Source organism: Roseimarinus sediminis (genome assembly GCF_050433125.1).
GTDB classification, from domain to species: domain Bacteria; phylum Bacteroidota; class Bacteroidia; order Bacteroidales; family Prolixibacteraceae; genus Roseimarinus; species Roseimarinus sediminis.
On record NZ_JBNPXV010000001.1, the window covers coordinates 729,305 to 750,081 of the forward strand.

Below are 20,777 nucleotides of genomic sequence, written 5' to 3' on the forward strand. Positions count from 1 at the left end.
AAAGATGATCAAACGAATGGAGCTAAAAAAGAGAAACTGAAATAACATGGATCAGGAAAATAAAATAAAGAATACGCTTAACATCATCATCATCTCGGGCATTTTTGCGGTGGTGCTTGGTCTGCTGATGCTTTTCAATTACCTTCAGCTGGCCGGCAACGACCCCATCGAGAATGAAACCATTGGCGCACTCACCGAGCGGCTTTCCAACGAGCCGGGAAATGAAGCCTTGATTGAAGAAATCAGGGCCTTCGACCTGCTGGCACGCAAGGCTTATTTCAATGCCAAATGGCAACTCCAAACCGGAGGCTGGCTCTTGCTCATCTCGGCTGTCGTGTTGATTATTTCACTAAGACAATATTTCAGCTACAGCAGCAAATTCAATCAGCCGGTCAATAGCAGCTTAAGCCAGCAACTGGCAAGGCAGAAATCATCGCGATGGATACTGGCTGCTGGCTTGCTGCTCATCGTGCTGGCTGTGGCCGCATCGTTCCTTAGTGTCAATCATCTCGAACACTATGAGCTGGCCATCGAAGAAAGCAGCGTTCCTGTTTCTGATATTGAAGTGGTCGATCTCACCGGTGATTCGTCTCCTGAGAGCACTCAGTCAGCAGATCGAAGTGCTGAAGGTGAACTTAGCACAACAACAAGTGAGCAGCCTAAAGCCGAAAGCCAGGAAGTAAAAACTTCGGAAAGCCCGGCTCAACCTGCTGTTGAAACGAGCTCAGTACAAACAAGTGAAAGTAAATCCGGGCCTAGCTTTCCCGGGCTTGAAACACTTCAAAAGAATTACCCTGGTTTCCGCGGTGCGCTGGGGCACGGAATCGCTCACACAAAAGGATTTCCAACCTCATGGAATGTCGAAAGTGGTGAAAACATCCGATGGAAAATAAAGATTCCGCTCAAGGGGTACAGCTCACCGGTGATTTGGGAGAATCAACTGTTCCTGACCGGAGCCAACGAAAAGGAACGCTGGGTGTATTGTTATAATACCGAAAACGGTGAAATCATCTGGCAAAAGCAGGCCGACAACATCCCGCAATCGCCTGCAACAGCGCCCAAAACCACCGACGACACCGGACTCGCAGCTCCCTCGGTGGTGACCGACGGCAACTTTGTTGTGGCCATCTTTGGCACCGGCGACCTCATTGCCTTCAACATGAAAGGCGAGCGACAATGGGCGCGTAACCTTGGTGTTCCCGACAATCATTACGGTCACTCTTCGTCGCTTCTTGCCTGGAAAGAAAAAGTGGTGATTCAATACGACACCAACAAAGGCGGTCGCCTCCTCACCGTGAACATTCAAAGCGGTGAAACTATCTGGGATATTAAGCGCAGCTCCCATATCTCGTGGGCTTCGCCAATACTGATCGAAGTGGATGACAAAATGCAGATTGTAACATCGGCTGAACCTACGGTGGCAGGATATGACCTCGAGAGCGGAAAGGAGCTTTGGAAAGCCGATATTATGATGGGCGAAGTGGGCCCCTCGCCGGGCTATGGCAACGGACTTATTTTCGCAACGAATGAATACGCCACACTGGCCGCCATCGATCCATCGAAAGGCGAAGTAATATGGGAAGACAACTATTATCTCCCTGAAGTGGCCAGCCCTGTGGTGGCCGATGGCCTGGTTTTTATCGGTACCACTTATGGGGTTTTTGCCTGCTTCGATGCCCATACCGCCAACATGTACTGGGAAGCCGAATTTGGCGAAGGCTTCTATTCGTCACCCATCGCAGCCGATGGGAAAATTTATGCCACCGACATGAGCGGAACCGTGCACATTATGAAGGTGGATCGTGAACTGGAAAAAATTGCCGACATCGCCATGGGAGAAAAAATTACAAGCACTCCCGCGTTTGCCAACGGACGTATTTACATCAGAGGAAACGAGTATTTGTATTGTATTGGGAAGTAATGTAGCTTTACTGAAAACATCTATGTGATGAACATAAAGGAAAAAAAGAGCCAGTTGCTTAAGCGCATTTCAGATCTTGATGATGAGCAGTTCAAAAAGATTTATGATGCCATGGACACAGAACTTCAATCGAATAAAGTATATGAATTGAATGAGGAAGAAAATAGGGCCATCGATGAAGCACTTGATCTTGAGGAAAGAGAACGTAGGTTGGCTCACAAGCAGGTGGTGAATGAAGCAAGAGAAAAATATCCTGATTTAAAATTCAAGTGAGAAAGGTTTTCTGGAATAAGCTTGCTCAAGCTGACTATCACCAAATTATAGATTATTTGCTTGATGAATGGGGAAAAACACAGGCACAGATTTTTATTGATCAGGTAGCTCAAATAGAGTGGATATTAAAAAGGGAAATGTAGAATTTGAAAAGACCAACAGAGCAAACATCAGAAGATGTGTTCTCCGAAAACAAGTGACATTATTTTATAAGATTATCGATGATAAATCCATTGAATTACTTCGTTTTTGGAACAACTATCAAGGTCATAAGAATTTAAATCTGTAATTATAATTTCAGATGCTTCAGTTAAATGGAAGAGAAAACAAAAATAGATAACAGCCAAAAGCTTCCCTTTGAGCGGGATTTACTTGATCGGATCATTGCAGAAAAAGGGAAGGCCAAAAATGCGCTGATCCCGATTCTGCAGGCCATTCAGCATGAATACAATTACCTGCCCGAAGCTGCTTTGCGCTACGTATGCGAAAAAACCGATATTACACCGGCACAACTGGTGGGTGTGGCAGGTTTCTACCATCAGTTCCGTCTCGAGCCGGCAGGCGAACACATCATCAAAGTGTGTGTGGGTACGGCCTGTCACGTAAAAGGTGCCGGCCGCGTGCACGATGCCTTCCTTCGTGATCTGAAAATTGAAAAAGGAAAAACCACCGATAAAAGCGGAAAATACACGGTGTCGGAAGTGAGCTGTCTGGGATGCTGCACACTGGCTCCTGTTGTACAAATCGACGATGTTACCTATGGACATGTTCAGCCTGACCAGATCAATCAGGTGCTTAACGACTATCAGCTTCAGAAGAATAAAAAAGGCAGTAAGCTTTTTCGTACCCCCGATGGCAAAGAAATCAAGGGAGAAATACGCATAGGCCTTGGCTCGTGTTGCCAGGCCAGTGGCAGTGCTGAAATTCAGAAAGCCGTTGAAGAAGTAGTTGGCCGTGAGCAGATCAGTGTAAAACTAAAACACGTGGGCTGTGTGGGCATGTGTCATCAGGTCCCGCTGGTTGAGATTGTTCCCAACAATCAACAGCCCATTTTGTATGCCAAAGTAAAACCCGAAGATGTAAAGGGCATTGTTGAAAAGCACTTTGAACCGCCCGGCTTCTGGTCGAAAATAAAGAAACGGCTGAACCAGGTGGTCGACAAGGTTCAAACCGACGACCACTGGGAAGGTATCGAGCGCTACTCCATCGACATCAGGGAGAAGCAGGTCGCTTCATTTTTGGGGAAACAGATTCCTATCGCCACCGAATTCAGGGGAATCATCAATCCAATCGACATCGACGAATACATCAGCTATGGCGGTTTTGCCGGACTCCGAAAGGCCCTGAAGATGAAACCCGAAGAAGTGATCGCCGAAGTGAAAGCCAGTGGTTTACGCGGCAGGGGTGGGGCCGGATTTCCGGCCGGCATCAAATGGGAAACCATGGCTGCCCAAAAATCGGCCATTAAATACATCATCTGTAACGGCGACGAAGGTGATCCGGGAGCTTTCATGGATCGTATGATTCTTGAATCGTATCCCTACCGTGTAATCGAAGGCATGCTCATTGCAGCCTATGCCACAGGTGCCACCGAAGGTCATTTTTACATTCGTGCCGAATATCCGCTGGCTGTAAAACGCATTCGCGAAGCCCTTGAAATATGCAAGGAAAAAGGAATCCTTGAGGACAATGGCGCTCTCAACCTGAGTCTCAACCTTAACCTTAATCTCAACCTCAGCCTCAAAATCTACGAGGGTGCCGGCGCCTTTGTATGCGGCGAAGAAACAGCGCTGATGGAGTCGATGGAAGGCCGTCGCGGTTTCCCGCATATCAAGCCACCTTTCCCGGCTGAAAAGGGTTTGTTCGGACAACCTACCCTGATTAACAATACCGAAACCTTTGCACAAATACCTTACATTCTGCGCAAGGGGGCCGATAAATTTAGTTCAATAGGAAGCGACAACAGCAAAGGCACCAAGGTTTTCGCACTGGCAGGCAAAATTGCCCGAGGTGGCTTGATCGAGGTACCCATGGGCATTACCATCCGCGAAATAGTGGACGAAATTGGTGGCGGCGTAGCCAATGGCAAAAAGCTGAAAGCCGTGCAGATTGGTGGTCCGTCGGGTGGCTGTGTTCCCCACTGGATGGCCGATACGCCCATCGATTTTCAAAGTTTGAGCGAGGTGGGCGCCATGATGGGATCGGGCGGCCTGGTGGTGCTCGACGAAACCGACTGCATGGTCGATATCGCCCGCTACTTCCTGTCGTTCACGCAGGATGAAAGCTGTGGTAAGTGCACCTTTTGCCGCATTGGTACCAAGCGCATGCTTAATATTTTAACAAAAATAACGCAGGGCAAGGGGCAAATGGAAGATCTTGCCGAACTGGAAAAAATTGCCTTATGGACCGAACGTGGAAGTCTCTGTAATCTGGGAAAAACAGCTCCCAACCCCATTACCAGTACACTGAAGTATTTCAGGGACGAATACCTTGCACACATCAACGGAGTATGCCCCACCGGAAAATGCGAGGCACTGATCAGCTATACGGTTAATGACAACTGCATTGGCTGTACCCTCTGTGTACAAAAGTGCCCCGTCGATGCCATTCCATTTACGCCGCACGAAAAGCACAGCATCAACCAGGATTTGTGCATCAAGTGTGACAGTTGTGTTCAGGTATGCCCGGTGGATGCAATAGACGTAGATTGAAAACAGCCTTAAATGCCTAAAGGGGACTTTGTAATAAAATAATATTTGTATGGATTTTGTTACATTTGAAGAAAAATCGCGATGCAAACTACAGCTGATTTTAATATCGATCAAATTATTCAGGCGATCAAGCAGCTGTCACCGAGACAGTTAAGAATAGTGAAAAAAGTGGTTGATAATAGCTTGAAAACAGAAAAGGCACATGAATATTCAGAGCTAAAAAAGCTTGTTCTGGATGGTCCATTTATGTCCGATGAACAATATGAGAACTACATTGAGAACCGGAAAAAGATGAATAAATGGAGAAGCCTTTGATCTGTCTTGATACCTCTGTAATAATCGAATTCTACAGAAAGACCGATAAATCAAAAAGCTTCTTCTTCCGACTGACGGAGAAGTACGATCGTTTTGCCATTTCTTCAATTACAGAGTTTGAGATTTTTGTTGGAAGTAAACCCGATCAGGATGATTATTGGGATCGCCTCTTTTCATCAATGGAAAAACTCTCCTTCGATTCTCAATCGAATAAAATTGCCATTCAAATTGATAGAAAACTTAAAAAAATCAGCAAGCAAATCGATATTCCCGATTTGATGATTGCTGCATGTGCAATGGCTAATGATGCAACGATTGCCACATTGAATGAAAAGCATTTTTCACGGATAGAAGGATTACGATTGATCACTCCTGAATAAATGGCTATAGCCAGAATGGGATAACGGATTTTGATTATGATAGGATCGGGAGTATCTATCCTTGGTTTCCAGAAGATTATAAAATTACTACTTCATCAACGTTGATTCAATTTTAAGAATACACAGGAACCACGGAGTAATAATAAATCGCTGTGGTAAAAATAATCGGTGTTCTATAGCTGTTAACATCAGTTTAACGCGTACATATTTGATCGCGTTTAAATTAATGGTTAGGTTTGTCTTTGCAACCAATAACAACCAATGATCAAGCTTAAAATCAACCATGCCGAAATAGAAGTTCCGGCAGGCACCACCCTCCTCAAGGCAGCCGAAAAACTGGGCTTCGAGATTCCCACCATGTGTCACAACGACGAAGTGGAGCATTTCACCTCGTGCATGATCTGTCTGGTAAAAAATAACCTGAACGGGAAGCTGCTTCCGTCGTGCTCGGTGAAAGCCGAAGAGGGGATGGATATTACCACCCTTAATGATGAAATCAGTGAGGCGCGTCAAACAGCGCTTGAACTGCTGCTCTCCGATCATGTGGGCGACTGCGAGGCGCCCTGTACCATGGCCTGCCCTGCACACATGGATATTCCCACCATGAACCGCCTGCTGGCTGCCGGTCAGTTTAATGAAGCTTTGAAAGTGGTGAAGCAAAACATTGCGCTTCCATCGGTGCTGGGGCAGATTTGCCCGGCGCCCTGCGAAGGAGTTTGCCGCCGCAAGCCCATCGATGGCGCGGTATCGATTTGCCTCTTGAAACGCTATGCCGGCGATTTTGGTGAATTGGATGAAAAACCTGCACCTGCAAGCGGCAAAAAAGTAGCCATTATCGGAGCTGGCCCGGCCGGACTGGCTGCAGCCTATCATCTTCAGCTAAACGGAATTCAATGCACTGTTTTCGAAAAAACAGACAAAGCCGGAGGCATTATACTGAATGATGTTGAAAACGGAAAATTAAACCCGGAGTCATTAGAAAAAGAGTCATTAGTCATTGGTCAATTGGGCGCTGAATTCAAGTTGAATACTACAATTAAAAAGAATGAATTCAAAAAGCTTCAGGAAGATTTTGATGCTGTACTGATTGCCTCGGGTGAGTTGTCGGAAGAACAAAAAAGCTGGGGTATTAGTACAAACGAAAAGGGCTTTGAAGCACAGTCACAAACTTATCAGACAGAAAATCCAAAAATATTTGTAGCCGGCAGTGCCCTGAAACCAGCCAAACTGGTCATCCGGTTACTGGCGCAGGGCAAAGAAGCCGCTGCAAGCATTCATCAGTTTCTAAACCATCGTAAAGTAGTAGGACAGCCCCTGAAGTTCAATTCCAAATTCGGAAAGCTGGTAATGGAAGAATATGCCCACTACCTGAAAGAAGCAAACGATCTTCATCGAATAGAACCGGCTCAGGGAATCAAAACCGGACTGAGTGAGGAAGAAGTGAAAGCCGAAGCAGCCCGCTGTATGCACTGCGACTGCCGCAAAATCAGCAGCTGCAAACTGCGCGATTATTCCGATGAATATGCTGCTGTTCAGAAACGCTTTTACTACGACGAACGCAAACCGGTACGTAAGCAATTTCATTCAGCTATTGTGTATGAGCCCGAAAAGTGCATCAAATGTGGTATTTGTGTTCGCCTTACCGAGAAGTACCGCGAAGAATTTGGCTTTACCTATATTGGCCGCGGTTTTGATGTGGAAATCGGCATTCCTTTTAATGAAAATCTGGATGAAGGTTTGAAAAAAGTAGCTGAAAAAGTGGCCGATGCCTGCCCAACGGGGGCGCTGGCCAGGAAGTAGCGATCATGGTTTACCAGTAAATGACTTTATTGAATATGGCTTCGTCATTAATTTTGATCCTTACATAATAAGCACCCGGACTGAGCGCAGCAGGGCTCCAGCTCAATTCCTGTTTCCCGGCATCACGGTACTCGTTGATGAGTGTATGAAGCAGCATACCGGCACTGTTATAAATATTCACTTCAAGCTGTGCAGGGGTCGAAAGTGCAAAGGAGATATTGATATTCTCTGAAAACGGATTGGGATAGACTGAAATGTGTGGGGCCTTGTTACTGTTTATTTGTTTGACCGACGTTAGCGGATCTTCTACGCTGAAGTGGTGAGTTGCCGATGCTTGTTGCATGCTATCCTTAATTCCGGCTACAACGATGAATTCATGGTTTCCGGCTTCGCTGATCAAGATATCCCATTTATAAGGTGCTTCCATTAATCTGCCTGCCGACTCACCATCCATCCAAAGTTCAAGATAAGAATAAGCATCGGCCGGCGAATCAGTCAGGGCCTCAATTGTATAGGTCGAATCGATTTGCAACAAAGGCCAACCTTCGGGATGAGCGAGTGACAGTCCGGGGAACAATTTCAGCATGCAATCAGTATTCCATTCGTTTTCGTTCAATGTCCGGTGCACTTCCTGATAAGCGGGTAAGCCTCCCACTTCTGTTTCGCTGTCGATAATTTGGCCTGTTCCCGAAAGCACGTCACTTATTATCCTTGCATCAATTTCATCGCGGTTCCAGGGAACGGCGCCTGCATTTTCAAGCAAATAATCCAGCACTTCGGAAGCAGGGATTACGCCAATATTTTCGTGCCAGGTTGGTTTGTCTGCCACAAGCTGGTAGTTTTTTCCTTTGTGTTCATTGTAATACAGAGCGGCATTTCTTTCGGTGGTGTTATCGTCCATAAAAACAGAACAGGGGCCACTGCCTACATTCAGTAATTTGAGTGAAGAAGAGGTGTTCGGGCCATGTTTTAAATAATTTCCGATCAGGGTCAATTGTCCCGTCTGATGCTCATAACCTTCCCATTCGCTGGTGTTAAGTACAAAGCCTATGGCGGCTGAACCCGGGTTGTAGATATAATTGTTTACAACTACTCCTCTTGCTCCGCCTTTGAACAAAGGATTTCGGTCCTTATTACACGAATAAATATTGTTGAGGATGGCGATATTGGTAGCATTGTCATGAATTAAAGTACCTTTCGAATGTTCTCCTTTTATGTGGGTGGCATTGCTCAAAGCCTCGGCAATAATGCAGTTGCTAATGGTCACATCGTGCGAAGTGTTCATGCGCCATTCATCGGGTGTTTCCCCTTTAAATCGGTCGCCCGATGCCGAACAATTTTCATCGACTGCCCAGCTAAACGAGCAATGGTCGATTACTACCTTGTAAGCTCCAATGGTCGAAAGTCCATCGGGTTCCCAGCTGCCTGTTTCATGCCCTTCACTTCCGGGGCGAATACGGATATGTTGCAGTATTACATCATGCGTTCTGATATTCAAACCACCGTTCACAAGTGTTATGCCCTTGCCCGGTGCGGTTTGCCCGGCAATGGTAATAAAGGGGTTTTTTATGCTGATGGTAGCGCCCTGCAGATCAATAACACCACCAACATCAAAAACAACAATGCGGGCACCTATTGTTTTAACTGCCGATGAAAACGAACCGCTACCACTTGCATTCAGGTTGCTAACATGGATAATCCTTCCACCTCGGCCGCCAGGAGTATAGGCTGCCCATCCTTCGATACCAATATTGGCAATGTTTTGGGCAGGCAATTCAATACTTGTTACTGCGAGCATGGAAAACAGCAGTAAGGAACAAAATACACTACAAAAGCCAGGAAACAGATTTTTCATAATAATTGCCGCTTGCTATTTCAGGTAAACCTAGCAACAAAAAAGAAGAATCCCGGCCTGTTATTAAAAATTGTGAGGAATTACAGAAAAAATTCTGTCCGGATCATTGTTTCCCAACACAAAAAAATGAAAAAGCTCAAGCTATACCTTGTCCTTATACCACTCATGTTTTCCACCCTGGGCATAGGGGTAGGTTTTTTCGAGCAGGGTGGCCATTTCCTCCTCGCTCATGGGGGTGAAGTTGCGGGTAATTTCAAGGTTGTGTCTGAAATGCTCCATGTTGTTCATGCCCGATATCAGCGATGATACCGGCAGGCTCATGGCAAAGCGCAAACTCTCTTCGATGGTGGCAATGCCTTCGTTTATAATGGCGCCCGATGCTGCTGATTTCATGCCAATGATACCGATATTTTTTTCTGTAAGAATAGGAATAATTTGCTGCGAAAAACTCAGGTAGTGATGGTCGAGTACGTTAATGGGCATTTGCACGGTTTCCCAGTCGAAGCCTTTATCGAGCATGGCTTTATGGATTTCGGGCCGGGTGTGTCCTGTAAAACCGATGTGGCGGACGACACCTTCCTCTTTTTTCTTCAACACATAGTCGAGCACGCCACTTGAATAAATTTTTTCCACGGCATCCATGCTTTCAATTTCGTGAAACTGCCACAGGTCAAGGTAATCGGTTTGCAGTCGTTTAAGGCTGGTTTCCAAATGCTCCTGTGCGGTTTTGGGATCGCGCCCGTGGTGCTTGGTCATTAAAATGGCTTTTTCACGATAACCGTCGCGCAGGGCTTTACCCATCAGTTCTTCGCTGCGGCCATTGTTGTAATGCCAGGCATTATCCAGGAAATTGACTCCCTGGTCGAGGGCTTCGCGGATCAGTTGAACCGAAACTTCATCGCTGATGTGCCGGTCACCAATGTGATGGCCACCCACTCCAATCAACGACACCAACATGCCGGTTTTGCCCAGCCTGCGGTAAGGGACTCCATTTTGCATGATGGGCGAAGTCATGCCGGCCATCGACAGGGCAGCCATGGCCGCTGCGGTATTTCTTATAAATTCACGACGTTTCATCCTGATTATTTTAAGTTGATATTGTTATTCTTTGCGTACTTCTTTTGCAATGAGCACCGGAATGCTTTTATCGTGGGCAATCATCCTTTCGGCAACACTTCCCAGTAACAATTCGCTGCCGCTGGTTTTTCCTTTGTGCCCGATAATCATTAAATCGACACTTTGAAAAACAGCATGGTTGTAGATGGTTTTTGAAACATGCTGATCCAGTTCGTTAATGTAAACGCAGTCTTCGGTTAATTTTAGTTTTTCTTTCAGGCGTGTATATTTCTTCTTTGCTTCTTTTTCGAGCATCTTATACAATTCGTCGGGTTCTTCATCAACAGGGAAGTAGCGTTTTCCAATTTTGATAATGTGTACCGGTATCAGTTCAGCATTGAGCATTTTAGCTGCTTCCCTGGCCACTCTTAATGTAGCTGTGGTATACGATGAAAAATCGATGGGAACCATGATCTTATGGATAGCACCCCTGGCGATGTCGGTAACAAAAAGCATGTTGGTATTGAGCAGGCGCACCAACTTGCCTGAAAATATTCCGGCACCATGCAAGGCCGATTTTTTACCCATCACCACCAGGTCGAAATCCTGTTCCTGTACCCACTCGATAAATTCATCTACTTTACCACCTCCGTGCACGTGTACATTGGCAATTGCTTTGCATTCATCCAGACAGTCGGCAGCCTGTTCCCGAATTTCATCTTCAATGATCTTTTCAATGGGGTCGTTCAACTCGGGATACATGTCGTAAATTTCGTGCGGGAACTCCTCCACCTCAACAAAATGAATTAGAAGCACGCTTTCAAAGCCATAGCTTTCGTGTAGTTTTTTGATATAGTTTAAAAGGATGGCATCCATTTCGCTTAAGTCGAGCAATACCGCAATTTTAGAAAGTATCATTTTTTATCCTCCTTTTTGATTAAACGTTTGGCAATCATACCGGCAATTTTCTTCTCATACGATTTTTTATCCTGACTTTGGGCCAGGTATTTGGTTCGGGCAACTTCTGAGCGCAAACCTTTATTGAGGCTGTACATCATCACAATCAGGATAATCATAAATGGCAGTCCGGTTGTAACCGCGGCGGTTTGCAGGGCCACGAGCCCGCCTCCCAGCAATAAAACTGCGGCAACAGCTCCTTCAATACTGGCCCAGAAGATGCGTTGTCCCACCGGCGCATCGAGTTTACCGCCGGCGGTAATGCTGTCGATTACCAGCGAACCTGAGTCGGACGAGGTTACAAAGAAACTGATCACCAGCAACACACCTACTATTGAAGCAATGTTGCTTAGGGGAAACTGTTCAAAGAAAACGAACAAGGCTGTCGATTCGTCGGCAATGATGCGCTCACCCAATCCGCTGGCTGTGTTTTTCAAATCCATCCAAATGGCGGAACCTCCAAAAGCAGTGAGCCACAAAAAAGTGATTATAGAAGGAACCAATAAAACGCCAAAAATGAATTCTTTAATGGTACGTCCTTTCGATACCCGGGCAATGAACATGCCCACAAAGGGCGACCACGAAATCCACCATGCCCAGTAGAAAACGGTCCAGCTGCCCTGCCAGCCGCGATCGCGGTAGGCTTCGGTCCAACTCGAAACCATCAGTATTTCATTTAGGTAATTGCCGATGTTTTGTACAAAGGCTTTGAAGATAAACAGCGAAGGTCCTATGATCAGCACCAAAATCAGCAGCACCGTGGCGATGCGCACGTTCCATTCACTTAAAAAACGTACGCCTTTTTGAATCCCCGTGATCACCGAGATGGTAGCCACCAGAGTAATTCCAATAATCAGAAAAACCTGCATCCAAACCGTATTGGGTGTTCCAAATACATGGTTTAATCCGGCACTTACCTGCTTTACACCCAGCCCCAGCGAGGTCGCCAAACCAAAAAGCGTTGCCAGTACGGCAAATACATCAATGACATTGCCTATGGGGCCATTCACCCTTTTACCCAATACGGGCAGAAAAACCGAACGGATGGTGAGCGGCTGGTTGCGGTTAAAGGCGAAAAAAGCCAGCGACAGTCCCACCAGCGCATAAATTCCCCAGGCATGAAAGCCCCAGTGCAAAAAAGTGAGGTTCATGGCACTTTCGGCCGACTCGAGTGAGCGCCCTTCGCCAAATGGCGGGTTCATGTAATGAAATACTGGTTCGGCTACTCCCCAAAACAGAATGCCAATTCCCATACCGGCACTGAACAACATGGCAAACCACGACAGGGTTGAAAATTCTTTTTCAGCAGTTTCGCCTCCCAGTCTGATGCTTCCATATTTGCTAAAACCAATGTACAGGCTGAATATCAGAAAGGCGTTGACGGCAATGATAAACAGCCATCCAAAATTATTAGAAATTGCATTTTGGGTCGATTGGAAAACATTGGCCATTGGTTCGCCCACAATTAAGGTCACGGCAATAAACAGAAAGATGAGTATCGATGCCGGCCAAAACACAGGCCCGTGAATGTCGAAGTGTTTCTTCTTCATAATTTTTTAGTTTATTTTTCAGAAATAGTATCCGATGTTAATGTTCAAACGCGTATTCCAATAGGCATTGCGGCTAATTGGATTATTCTGGCTAACGGGCAGCGAGGGATCAAGTCCGTAGCCGCTCCCCATGGCACTGCCCCCGAAAAAACCGCTGAGCCAGGGATGGTTGTAACCCGAAGCAAGGTCGAAATAGGTATATACATTGCCGGCTGTAACAAGCGCTCCCAGCACGTTTTGTATGGTTTTTTCAAAAGGCTGTTCCTGTCCGCCTATGATTTTACTGTCGAATTTGTGCAGGTAGCTAAAATCGTTGTAGAACTGAAGCGAACTTACCGGTCCCCATTCAAGCGGAAGGGTATAGGCCAGTCCGGCAGTCAAAATTGCAGCTGAGGATGCCACATCGTAAGTGCCAAAACCATAGGCCCCCATCTGTACAGTATTTAATAACTGCGCTGCATCGTTTTTCACATTGTTGTATTGGTAGTAGATGGCCTGCAGTTTCAGGTTCCAGCGATCGTGGTCGGCATTCAAATGCAGTGCCGCAGCCTGCCGGGTTCCATTATGGTCAAGCGCCTGGTTGTAAATTTGCAGGCTTTGCAACGAAAGGCCGGCACGGGCATTATCAAAATAGTATTCGCCACGCAAATTGAACTGATTGCGTTCAATGTTCGAGTTACCGGGAATGGGCACCACATCGTACGAATAACGTGCAGCACTGAATGGCCCGTACGATGCTTCGCTGGTGCCTCGGGGCTCCGACATCAAATAATAGGCAAAGTGGAAAAGCCATTTTTGAACGTTGTGTTCAAAGCAGATGCCGGTTTGGTAATCGTCTTCGAGCCCAACATAATAGGGTGCCTGAAACCACCACGAGTGCGAGGCAAAGGGCAAGTCGCCAAAGGGTACCTGCGATATTCCAATTTTCATATTGGTTTCGGGGCTAAATTGATAGCCCAGCCATCCGTGATGAATGAAATGCGTGTTGAAGGTTGGATAAAAACGGTATTGGAACGACAACTCAATTCCTTTGGAATAAGCGTGAACTCCAATGCGCCAGGTGTCCCAGGTAAATTCGTTACGGCTTGCAGTACCCAGGGGCGAAGTACTCCCTTCGTAATAGGTGTATAGCATATTCAGCCGGAAGGCCCCGTTGATCTTGGCCCAGGTGGTATCTCTGTTCATCTCGCCGGCACGATTCCCGGCCAATAATGTTAAGCCCTAGATGATGAAGAAAAAAAGCGCTAATCCGCCGATGAGTTTTGATCTGCTCATTGTAATCAGGTTTTATTTCAATAACAAATACCGATGATTAGCAGAAATATAAGAAATTAAGCTGAGACAGGGTATAAGAATTCAAGGGAATTTCGATAAAGGGCTTAAACAGCCTGTGATGATTGTACTAAAGCACAAGAAGTTGTGAGTGCATGAGAAAGCAGGTGCATCAACAAAGGGTAAATTGCTTGCTGGACAGTTAGGAAGTTATTTATTGTTTATTGCCCTTAATGTCAGCTTAAACTGGTTGTAATGTCTTTTTATCCTGGCTATGTATTCAGTATCGGGGAGCAAAATTTTATTAAACATTTCAAGAACTCCGTCAGCAATTTCTGATTGATACTGAAACAATTCTAAAGCAGGCCCTTTAATCTCTTTGATTTCTTTTTCGCTAAAACCTTTAAATTCATTTTTATAGAAAGAGAGTTTTTCCCATCCATATGCGATGGTTGCAACTGACTTATGGTTCAGAAGAACATGCAAAAAGACTCTTCGGCAATCGCATTCATCACAAAAAAGTTCAATGAAAGCGTAATTGCCTATGGGTAAATTGAATTCATTATTTTTTCCTGGTAAGGTAATAACCCTTGTTTCTTTTTCTGCGATCGATGGACAGATCTTAAATAATGGAATGTATGCCATTGGTTTTTTGTTTTAAGCTAAATCTCAGTTGTGTCAAAAATCTGGAATTTGAAATTCCATGATGCAAATTATTGCTCTGCCCAAAGGTAACAGAAAGATGTTCTTTATTTATTTGCTATTCAGGAAAACGCTCAAATTTATTGATTGCTTCCAACGACTCATCCCAACTGGCTTTATTTGAAATAAAAATATGGGCATCAGGTCGTTTTTCCAAAGTAGTATCTAAACATCCTGCCGGAACTACTAATAGTTTACCTTCCATTTGTAAATTGGGCAAAGCCGAACCACAGTGGGAACAAAAGGCTTTCACATGCTTGCTTTTAGGTGGTTGAAATGTTTTAATTTCAGTTTCCGTTTTTATCCATTCCAGTTTAGCTGTTGTTGAAAACAAATTTGCAGCATGAGCAGAGCCTGTATCTTTCCTGCAATACCTGCAATGACATAAATAAAAACTCTCAAAATCACCTGTCACCTTAAATTTGATTCCCTTGCACAAACAAGAACCTTTGTATTCCATATGATCAGTTATTTTTTATTGATGAGTTGAACAGCATCCATTTCCCGGTATTAAATGGCCTTCCTTCCCGTTTCGCTTTAGCGTAACCAGGGAATTGCGAAAGTCGTGTGCGACTGCCTGTATATTGCAAGCCAGTATCGGCATTTTCTGCAGAGCGGCTTACCATCCGTACTTTCCGGCCAGGTGTTGATCATCCTGTTCTTAAAACAGCCTGAAAATAAGCAAAATATTTAATAAGGGGAAAGTACGCCGATATATATCGCGGGCGAGCCTGTCAGGCGCGGTTGTAATGGAGAATCAGCAGAGCTAAATCGTCACCAGCGGCTACAAACCTACAATACATCAAAACTTGCTTGGTGATACGCCACCAGCAATTATGAACATCCCAAACAGCAGATTAATCCATACTCAAAAATATGTTTTTTCTTATTCAGCAGATTCACTGCAATTGTTATGTTTGTTAGTGACAGTTGGGAATACTTCAATTAAAATCCTTGTTTCGGGCGTGTGTCAACGTTCTCCTTCTCTCTTTTAATATTTGCTCTGTTCAGCCCTGTACCAAACTGATAGCTCAAACGAAACATCAAAGGAATTGTGGGCAACTTCAAATTTCCGGTATAAGTGCTTGAAAAATTCGGGGAATGAATCGCTGATCCTTGATAAATGAAGTTTTTTGCAAAGGGTAGCGCACTTACTATACCTGCTTTAAGTTTTTTCTGAAATGTTTTGTCGAGTGAAATAAAGTATAATGCTTCAGAATAGGTATTGTCCTGAATGTTTTCCTTTGCTGTTGCGTACTGAAAAATGACAGATAATGCAAAATCGTTATTAAAGGATAGAATAGTGGAAATACCGGACTCCATAACCCGATTGTTTTTATTTTCTATTTCATATTGTTTTGCCAGACTGTTTCCCAGGGTCGATTGATTATACAATCGGAATGAAGAATTAATTGTTAGCATTCCCATTTTCAGTGCTCCGCTTAATTGCAAACCGTATTGGTGTATCGACCCGAGATTTTGAATCTGTGTTACAAACAAATTGCTGTCGTTTATATAGCTCAGCTTATTGATGGCATCGCTTACTGTTTCGTAAAATAGTCGTGAAGAAATATAGTTGCTCTTAAAGCGGATGCTGTGTTCGCACTGCAAGCGATTTTTCCTTTCGGGTTTTAATAGTGGATTTCCTTTGCGTATTGTGTAGGGGTTATTGGTATAGGTGAATTGATTTAGTAAATAAACCGAAGGGCGTCTGACTGAACTGCGAAAAGACAAATATAAGTCGTTATACTCATTCACTTTGTAATGAAATGCAGCATAAGGTAGTAGTATATTTGATGAATTATTTTGGCTGTTGTTTATCTCGGTTTTTGCGTTTTCAACTCTAACACCAATATTCAAATCAAATTTTGTCCTTTTGTAATTTAAAGCCCCATACAAGGCATTCGTCTGTTCAGTGAATGAAAATGCGTCTGTCGTGTTATCCTTCATCTCATTAATTTTCATCTTTGCCCCTGTACTCCATTTAATTTTCTTAGCAGAAAGTGTAGAAAAATCAATTTTCACACTGCTTGCTGTCTGTTGGGGATTCTTAGTATTGGTGTGCGTAAGCGCCCCGTCCCCTAAATTATTGTTGTAAGTAACTTCGTTTTCAGAGCGATTAGATGCATAGCTGATGTCAATCGCTATTTCGCAGCCTTTATCATCAAACAGGTGTTTGTAATAAAGCGAGTTAAAGTTGTTGCGATTTAAATCAGTTTCTTCTTTTTGAGCTTCCCAGTTGTTCGCGGTATTTTCTGAAGACTTAACAACTACATTTCCATCTTGCTCGTAAGAATAGTTCCTGTAAAAACCGTAGAAATTTAAAATATCTCTCTTGCTAAGATGATAGTCGATACCATAATGGAATTTGTGGGATAGGTTTTTCTGCCTCACCTGCTGAATGGAAGAAAGATCAGTAAAAGATGAATTTTCAAGAATCTGAAGATGGGTGATTTCGTCAATGTCCTCGTAGTTCACCTCCCCGTTGTATGAAGTATAGAGGTTGATTTTGTTGTAGCTGTAATTTAAGCTGTAAGTTGGGAATATATAAACAACAGAATTAGAGCTTGGCAGCTCAGAAAAGAGATGCCCGTTTATACCAACTTCTTTTTCTTTTTTTAGGACGATGTTTATAACACCCGATGCATCCCCATCGTAATTTGAGGGAGGTGTATTTACTACTTCAATTCGGTCGATTTGAGACGGATTAAGTTGACTGACATAAGTTCTGTCACGTTCTTTCCCATCGACAAAAAGCAGAATGTTGGGGCTTCCATCCATTGAAATATTGTGCTTCAGGTCAACCTGCACCCCTGGAATATGTCTCAACAGATCAGGGGAACTACCGCTTGCTGAAAGTAGTTTGCTATTTACATAGTAAATGGTTTTACCGTTTTCTGATTTACCTTTTATCCGGTCGGCGGTAATTACTGCTTCAGTAATTAGTAGTGACGAATCCTTAAGAATAAAAGTTCCGGCATTGATTATTCTTGAACTAACTATTTCAAATGTTTTAATAGCTTTTTTAAAACCAACGGATGAAATCTGAAGCTTGTATTTTCCATTTTGAATTTGGTCAATGGTAAAACTTCCATTCTCATCGCTAATGATTCCTCTTAATTGATGCGATGCCGTATCGGATAGGTCGATTAAACGAATTGTTGCAAATGGTACAGGCTCATTGTTTTTGGCTCCATATATTTTTCCGGAAATTGTTGATGTACCTTGAGCAGGCAGGTTGATTGAGAATAATTGTAATACAATTAACAGGCCTAAAGAACAGCGATTAAAATAGATTTTGAAATTTTTCATTGCAGCAGATTTAAATATTTCTGATGCAAATAAAACGTGGAATTCAGGGAGTTGAAAATTACAGGGACATACAACACTTTTTTATTGCAGAAGGCAAGATGCAATAAAAAAGTGGGATGAGAAGCAATCTTTTGTGATCAATGGAAAGGTCATTTTCGGCTCATCACCTGTTCAAATTCACGTGCCTTTTGCCGCGAAACCGAAATTTGATCGTCACAGTCTTTTAGGGTTAATCGATAACCTAGTGCATTGCCATCTCTTGATGTGATTTTTTTCAGGTTGACAATAAAGGCACGGTGTATGCGCATGAAATCGGTATTTGAAACAAGTTGATTTTCAATTTCAGTCATTGAATTTCTAATACTCACATCAACAGCATGATCTTGTTTAATTAAGTGAAATAGCACATAATTTCCTCTCGATTCAGCATAAATAAATTCGCTGGGATAAAAGCTTAAATGCTCTTTTTTGGCCTTGGAGCTGATAGCTATTAATGTCTCCGGGACTTCTTTTGATTGGTCTTGCCATTTGTTCTCATAGCGCTGAAAGTTTTGAGGAGCAAATGCATAGCGAATGTTCAATAATGACGGAAATATAATCGGAATTATACCGATTAAAACGGAACGGGAGAATGAATCGAAAAATGTGGAAAAGTTCCATCGATTACTGTGTGCTTCCAGCATAAAACCTGCAAAGTAAACTGAAATTCCAATGGTGAACAGTATCATTACAAGTGAAAGCAATTCGTTGAGAATAGTCCAGTTACCTTTCTTTGAGAAGCAGTTTGTTCGCGAGATGATGAATGCTGCAGCAAATTCAGAGAGCGTGATTAGGGCGCAATAAACCAATACTGTGAAGTAAAAATTCAGAGAAGCAGCCTGGTGTACCTCCAGTGGACGGTAAATAATAGTAAATGCAGAAAGAATGAAAAAGAAGGTAAATGCTCCCCCAAAGGGTTTGTTTATCAAAAAGGTTTGAGGAAAAGGTTTTAATAATAAATGTTTAATTGGTTTTTTTACTGCTTCCATCAAAGGTTCATTTTGTTTTGTAAGCGGATGCTTTTTTGAACAACATACTATTTACAAAAAACAGCTGATTTTTTTTTGTCAACAAGTATAACGAATATCATTCAAATTTGTCTTCCTGATCTTTAAGATTTGCACCAGCTCAAATCAAATTGCCATCAGCAGCTGTTGGTATTCCGACCAGCAGGTGAAAACCATTGCGAAAACTTAAGCACTTGTACTCACGGTGTCGCTCTTAGCGACGCCGTGAATCTATACTGTTATTGCCTCTACATACTGTTCAGCGTTTATAATTGTGGACATTCCGAACAGCAGAAACTTTTGTGTTCGGCGTACTTGCTTGTTGTACTCCTCTTCCCGATACCCGGGACGGGCAGTTAAAAATGAGTTGTGGTTTCCCCTTCGTTGCATAGAAGGGGGAGGTGGGTGATCACATTTATAGTTAAACGGCCACCAATACTTGCAAAAATCTTATGCATCAGAGACCTTGCTTTAGACGAATTATTAAACCTTATTTTCCGGGCCAACCTTAGTAGCCGATAACATCCCTGTATGATTCAACCTTATTTACCTTGTTGGGATTTTAATATACTCATACATAGGATTTACAGTTTAATAATTTGCAGCCGTTCCCACTTACAAGCTTAATAAGGTTTGGTAAAACGTTTATTGAATTGGCTACTAAGGTTTAAAATACAGGAATAATGTTTTTTATGGCTCATGCAAAAGTGAATATGAAAACCATTGCGATAACCCTTGTTTTGTGTCTAGCTACTTTGGCCTGCTCTTCCGGGTTTGCACCATGTTAGCTCAAAGCCTCTGTGCGTATTTCGCTCCGTTGGTCTGTGGTTGTAATCCGCGCTTTCAGTCAAAGTATTTATTTGCGGGTTCATACCCCGATATATATCGCGGGCGAGTTTGTTAGGCGGCGATTGTAATCGGAGATCACCCTTGGGTAAATCGCCACCAGCCGCTGTGAACATCACGAACAGCGGGTTATTTTATTTCAAATTCCAATTTCAAATTTATCAATTCGTTCGTAAAACTATCAACTTTCAAATCTTCAATCTCACAGATTATCGGCTTATTGTCAAGAAGCATCGAATCCATATTATCCTTTGATTTTTTTAAACCCCAATTTGTGTATTCAGTCAATAATCGGACTAAAGTTATTCTATTTTGTTGACGAGAATTGAAATACTTTATACTCACAGTTTTCATAAATTGTCAAATTTTAGGTTTACAAATCCGGCCTACCCCTCGTTTGCAACGAGGGGTTTTACTCCTGTCGTTTGTAACGACACATCGTTATAATAACTAACGTATTACTTCCACCTCGATCATACCACCCAAAGATGTATAATTGACTTCGTCAATCTTCGATGGCGCGCTGAACTAAAAAGGTAATCTTCGGCTTTTTCGACTATCATCGCTCTAACCGGGAATTCTTGTTCATCGTTTATCCGTTGGTCTATCATCTCATAGTTGTAATGTAGTTTTCGGATGGCATTTTTTGTTTTAAAGATAGGAACTTTTGCCAAATGCAGTGCGGGCTTCTTGCTTGCTTCTTGTTAAAAACGAGTTGCGGTTTACCCCTCGTTGCAAACGAGGAGTAGTTGGAAGTCATATTTATAGTTAAACGGCCACC

The 20,777-nt window shown here is 43.5% G+C and carries 15 protein-coding genes; 6 read left to right on the plus strand and 9 right to left on the minus strand.

Annotated features, from left to right (window positions below):
• The first annotated feature begins 46 nt into the window (after positions 1 to 46).
• The 6 genes from FHS86_RS02885 (at position 47) to FHS86_RS02910 (ending at position 7,400) form a co-directional block, all read left to right on the plus strand.
• Positions 47 to 1,921: an outer membrane protein assembly factor BamB family protein gene (locus tag FHS86_RS02885; protein ID WP_429410942.1), complete on the plus strand. Its 1,875-nt coding sequence runs from the start codon at positions 47 to 49 to the stop codon at positions 1,919 to 1,921.
• Between the two features lie 27 nt (positions 1,922 to 1,948).
• Positions 1,949 to 2,194: a hypothetical protein gene (locus tag FHS86_RS02890; protein ID WP_429410944.1), complete on the plus strand. Its 246-nt coding sequence runs from the start codon at positions 1,949 to 1,951 to the stop codon at positions 2,192 to 2,194.
• Positions 2,195 to 2,508: 314 nt separating this feature from the next.
• Positions 2,509 to 4,905 (plus strand): NAD(P)H-dependent oxidoreductase subunit E, encoded by a 2,397-nt coding sequence (locus tag FHS86_RS02895; protein WP_429410946.1) that lies wholly within the window; start codon positions 2,509 to 2,511, stop codon positions 4,903 to 4,905.
• Between the two features lie 81 nt (positions 4,906 to 4,986).
• Positions 4,987 to 5,220 carry a hypothetical protein gene (locus tag FHS86_RS02900; protein WP_429410948.1) on the plus strand — a complete coding sequence of 78 codons (234 nt, stop codon included), beginning with the start codon at positions 4,987 to 4,989 and terminating at the stop codon, positions 5,218 to 5,220.
• On the plus strand, positions 5,205 to 5,600 hold the full coding sequence (locus FHS86_RS02905) for a type II toxin-antitoxin system VapC family toxin (RefSeq protein ID WP_429410950.1): 396 nt from the start codon (positions 5,205 to 5,207) through the stop codon (positions 5,598 to 5,600). The genes FHS86_RS02900 and FHS86_RS02905 overlap by 16 nt, the downstream gene beginning before the upstream one ends.
• 261 nt (positions 5,601 to 5,861) lie before the next feature.
• Entirely contained in the window at positions 5,862 to 7,400 is a 1,539-nt protein-coding gene (locus tag FHS86_RS02910; RefSeq protein WP_429410953.1) for an FAD-dependent oxidoreductase, read from the plus strand.
• A gap of 10 nt (positions 7,401 to 7,410) precedes the next feature.
• On the opposite strand, the gene FHS86_RS02915 is transcribed toward FHS86_RS02910, so the two are convergent.
• From FHS86_RS02915 to FHS86_RS02955, 9 genes are all read right to left on the minus strand, one after another.
• Positions 7,411 to 9,198 (minus strand): T9SS type A sorting domain-containing protein, encoded by a 1,788-nt coding sequence (locus tag FHS86_RS02915; RefSeq protein ID WP_429410955.1) that lies wholly within the window; start codon positions 9,196 to 9,198, stop codon positions 7,411 to 7,413.
• 198 nt (positions 9,199 to 9,396) lie between these two features.
• The gene (locus FHS86_RS02920) at positions 9,397 to 10,332 is read right to left on the minus strand and encodes an aldo/keto reductase (protein WP_429410957.1); all 936 of its coding nucleotides are present in this window, start codon (positions 10,330 to 10,332) and stop codon (positions 9,397 to 9,399) included.
• Between the two features lie 24 nt (positions 10,333 to 10,356).
• On the minus strand, positions 10,357 to 11,229 hold the full coding sequence (locus tag FHS86_RS02925) for a universal stress protein (RefSeq protein WP_429410959.1): 873 nt from the start codon (positions 11,227 to 11,229) through the stop codon (positions 10,357 to 10,359).
• The gene (locus FHS86_RS02930; RefSeq protein ID WP_429410961.1) at positions 11,226 to 12,818 is read right to left on the minus strand and encodes a BCCT family transporter; all 1,593 of its coding nucleotides are present in this window, start codon (positions 12,816 to 12,818) and stop codon (positions 11,226 to 11,228) included. Before FHS86_RS02930 ends, FHS86_RS02925 begins: the two co-directional genes overlap by 4 nt.
• 18 nt (positions 12,819 to 12,836) lie before the next feature.
• Positions 12,837 to 14,003 carry a hypothetical protein gene (locus FHS86_RS02935; protein ID WP_429410963.1) on the minus strand — a complete coding sequence of 389 codons (1,167 nt, stop codon included), beginning with the start codon at positions 14,001 to 14,003 and terminating at the stop codon, positions 12,837 to 12,839.
• A 297-nt stretch (positions 14,004 to 14,300) separates the two neighbouring features.
• The gene (locus tag FHS86_RS02940; protein ID WP_429410965.1) at positions 14,301 to 14,735 is read right to left on the minus strand and encodes a hypothetical protein; all 435 of its coding nucleotides are present in this window, start codon (positions 14,733 to 14,735) and stop codon (positions 14,301 to 14,303) included.
• Between the two features lie 115 nt (positions 14,736 to 14,850).
• The gene (locus FHS86_RS02945) at positions 14,851 to 15,252 is read right to left on the minus strand and encodes a GFA family protein (protein ID WP_429410967.1); all 402 of its coding nucleotides are present in this window, start codon (positions 15,250 to 15,252) and stop codon (positions 14,851 to 14,853) included.
• Between the two features lie 485 nt (positions 15,253 to 15,737).
• The gene (locus FHS86_RS02950; protein WP_429410969.1) at positions 15,738 to 18,104 is read right to left on the minus strand and encodes a TonB-dependent receptor; all 2,367 of its coding nucleotides are present in this window, start codon (positions 18,102 to 18,104) and stop codon (positions 15,738 to 15,740) included.
• A 149-nt stretch (positions 18,105 to 18,253) separates the two neighbouring features.
• Complete coding sequence (locus tag FHS86_RS02955; protein ID WP_429410971.1) at positions 18,254 to 19,132, minus strand: LytR/AlgR family response regulator transcription factor; 879 nt, start codon at positions 19,130 to 19,132, stop codon at positions 18,254 to 18,256.
• Positions 19,133 to 20,777 lie beyond the last annotated feature (1,645 nt).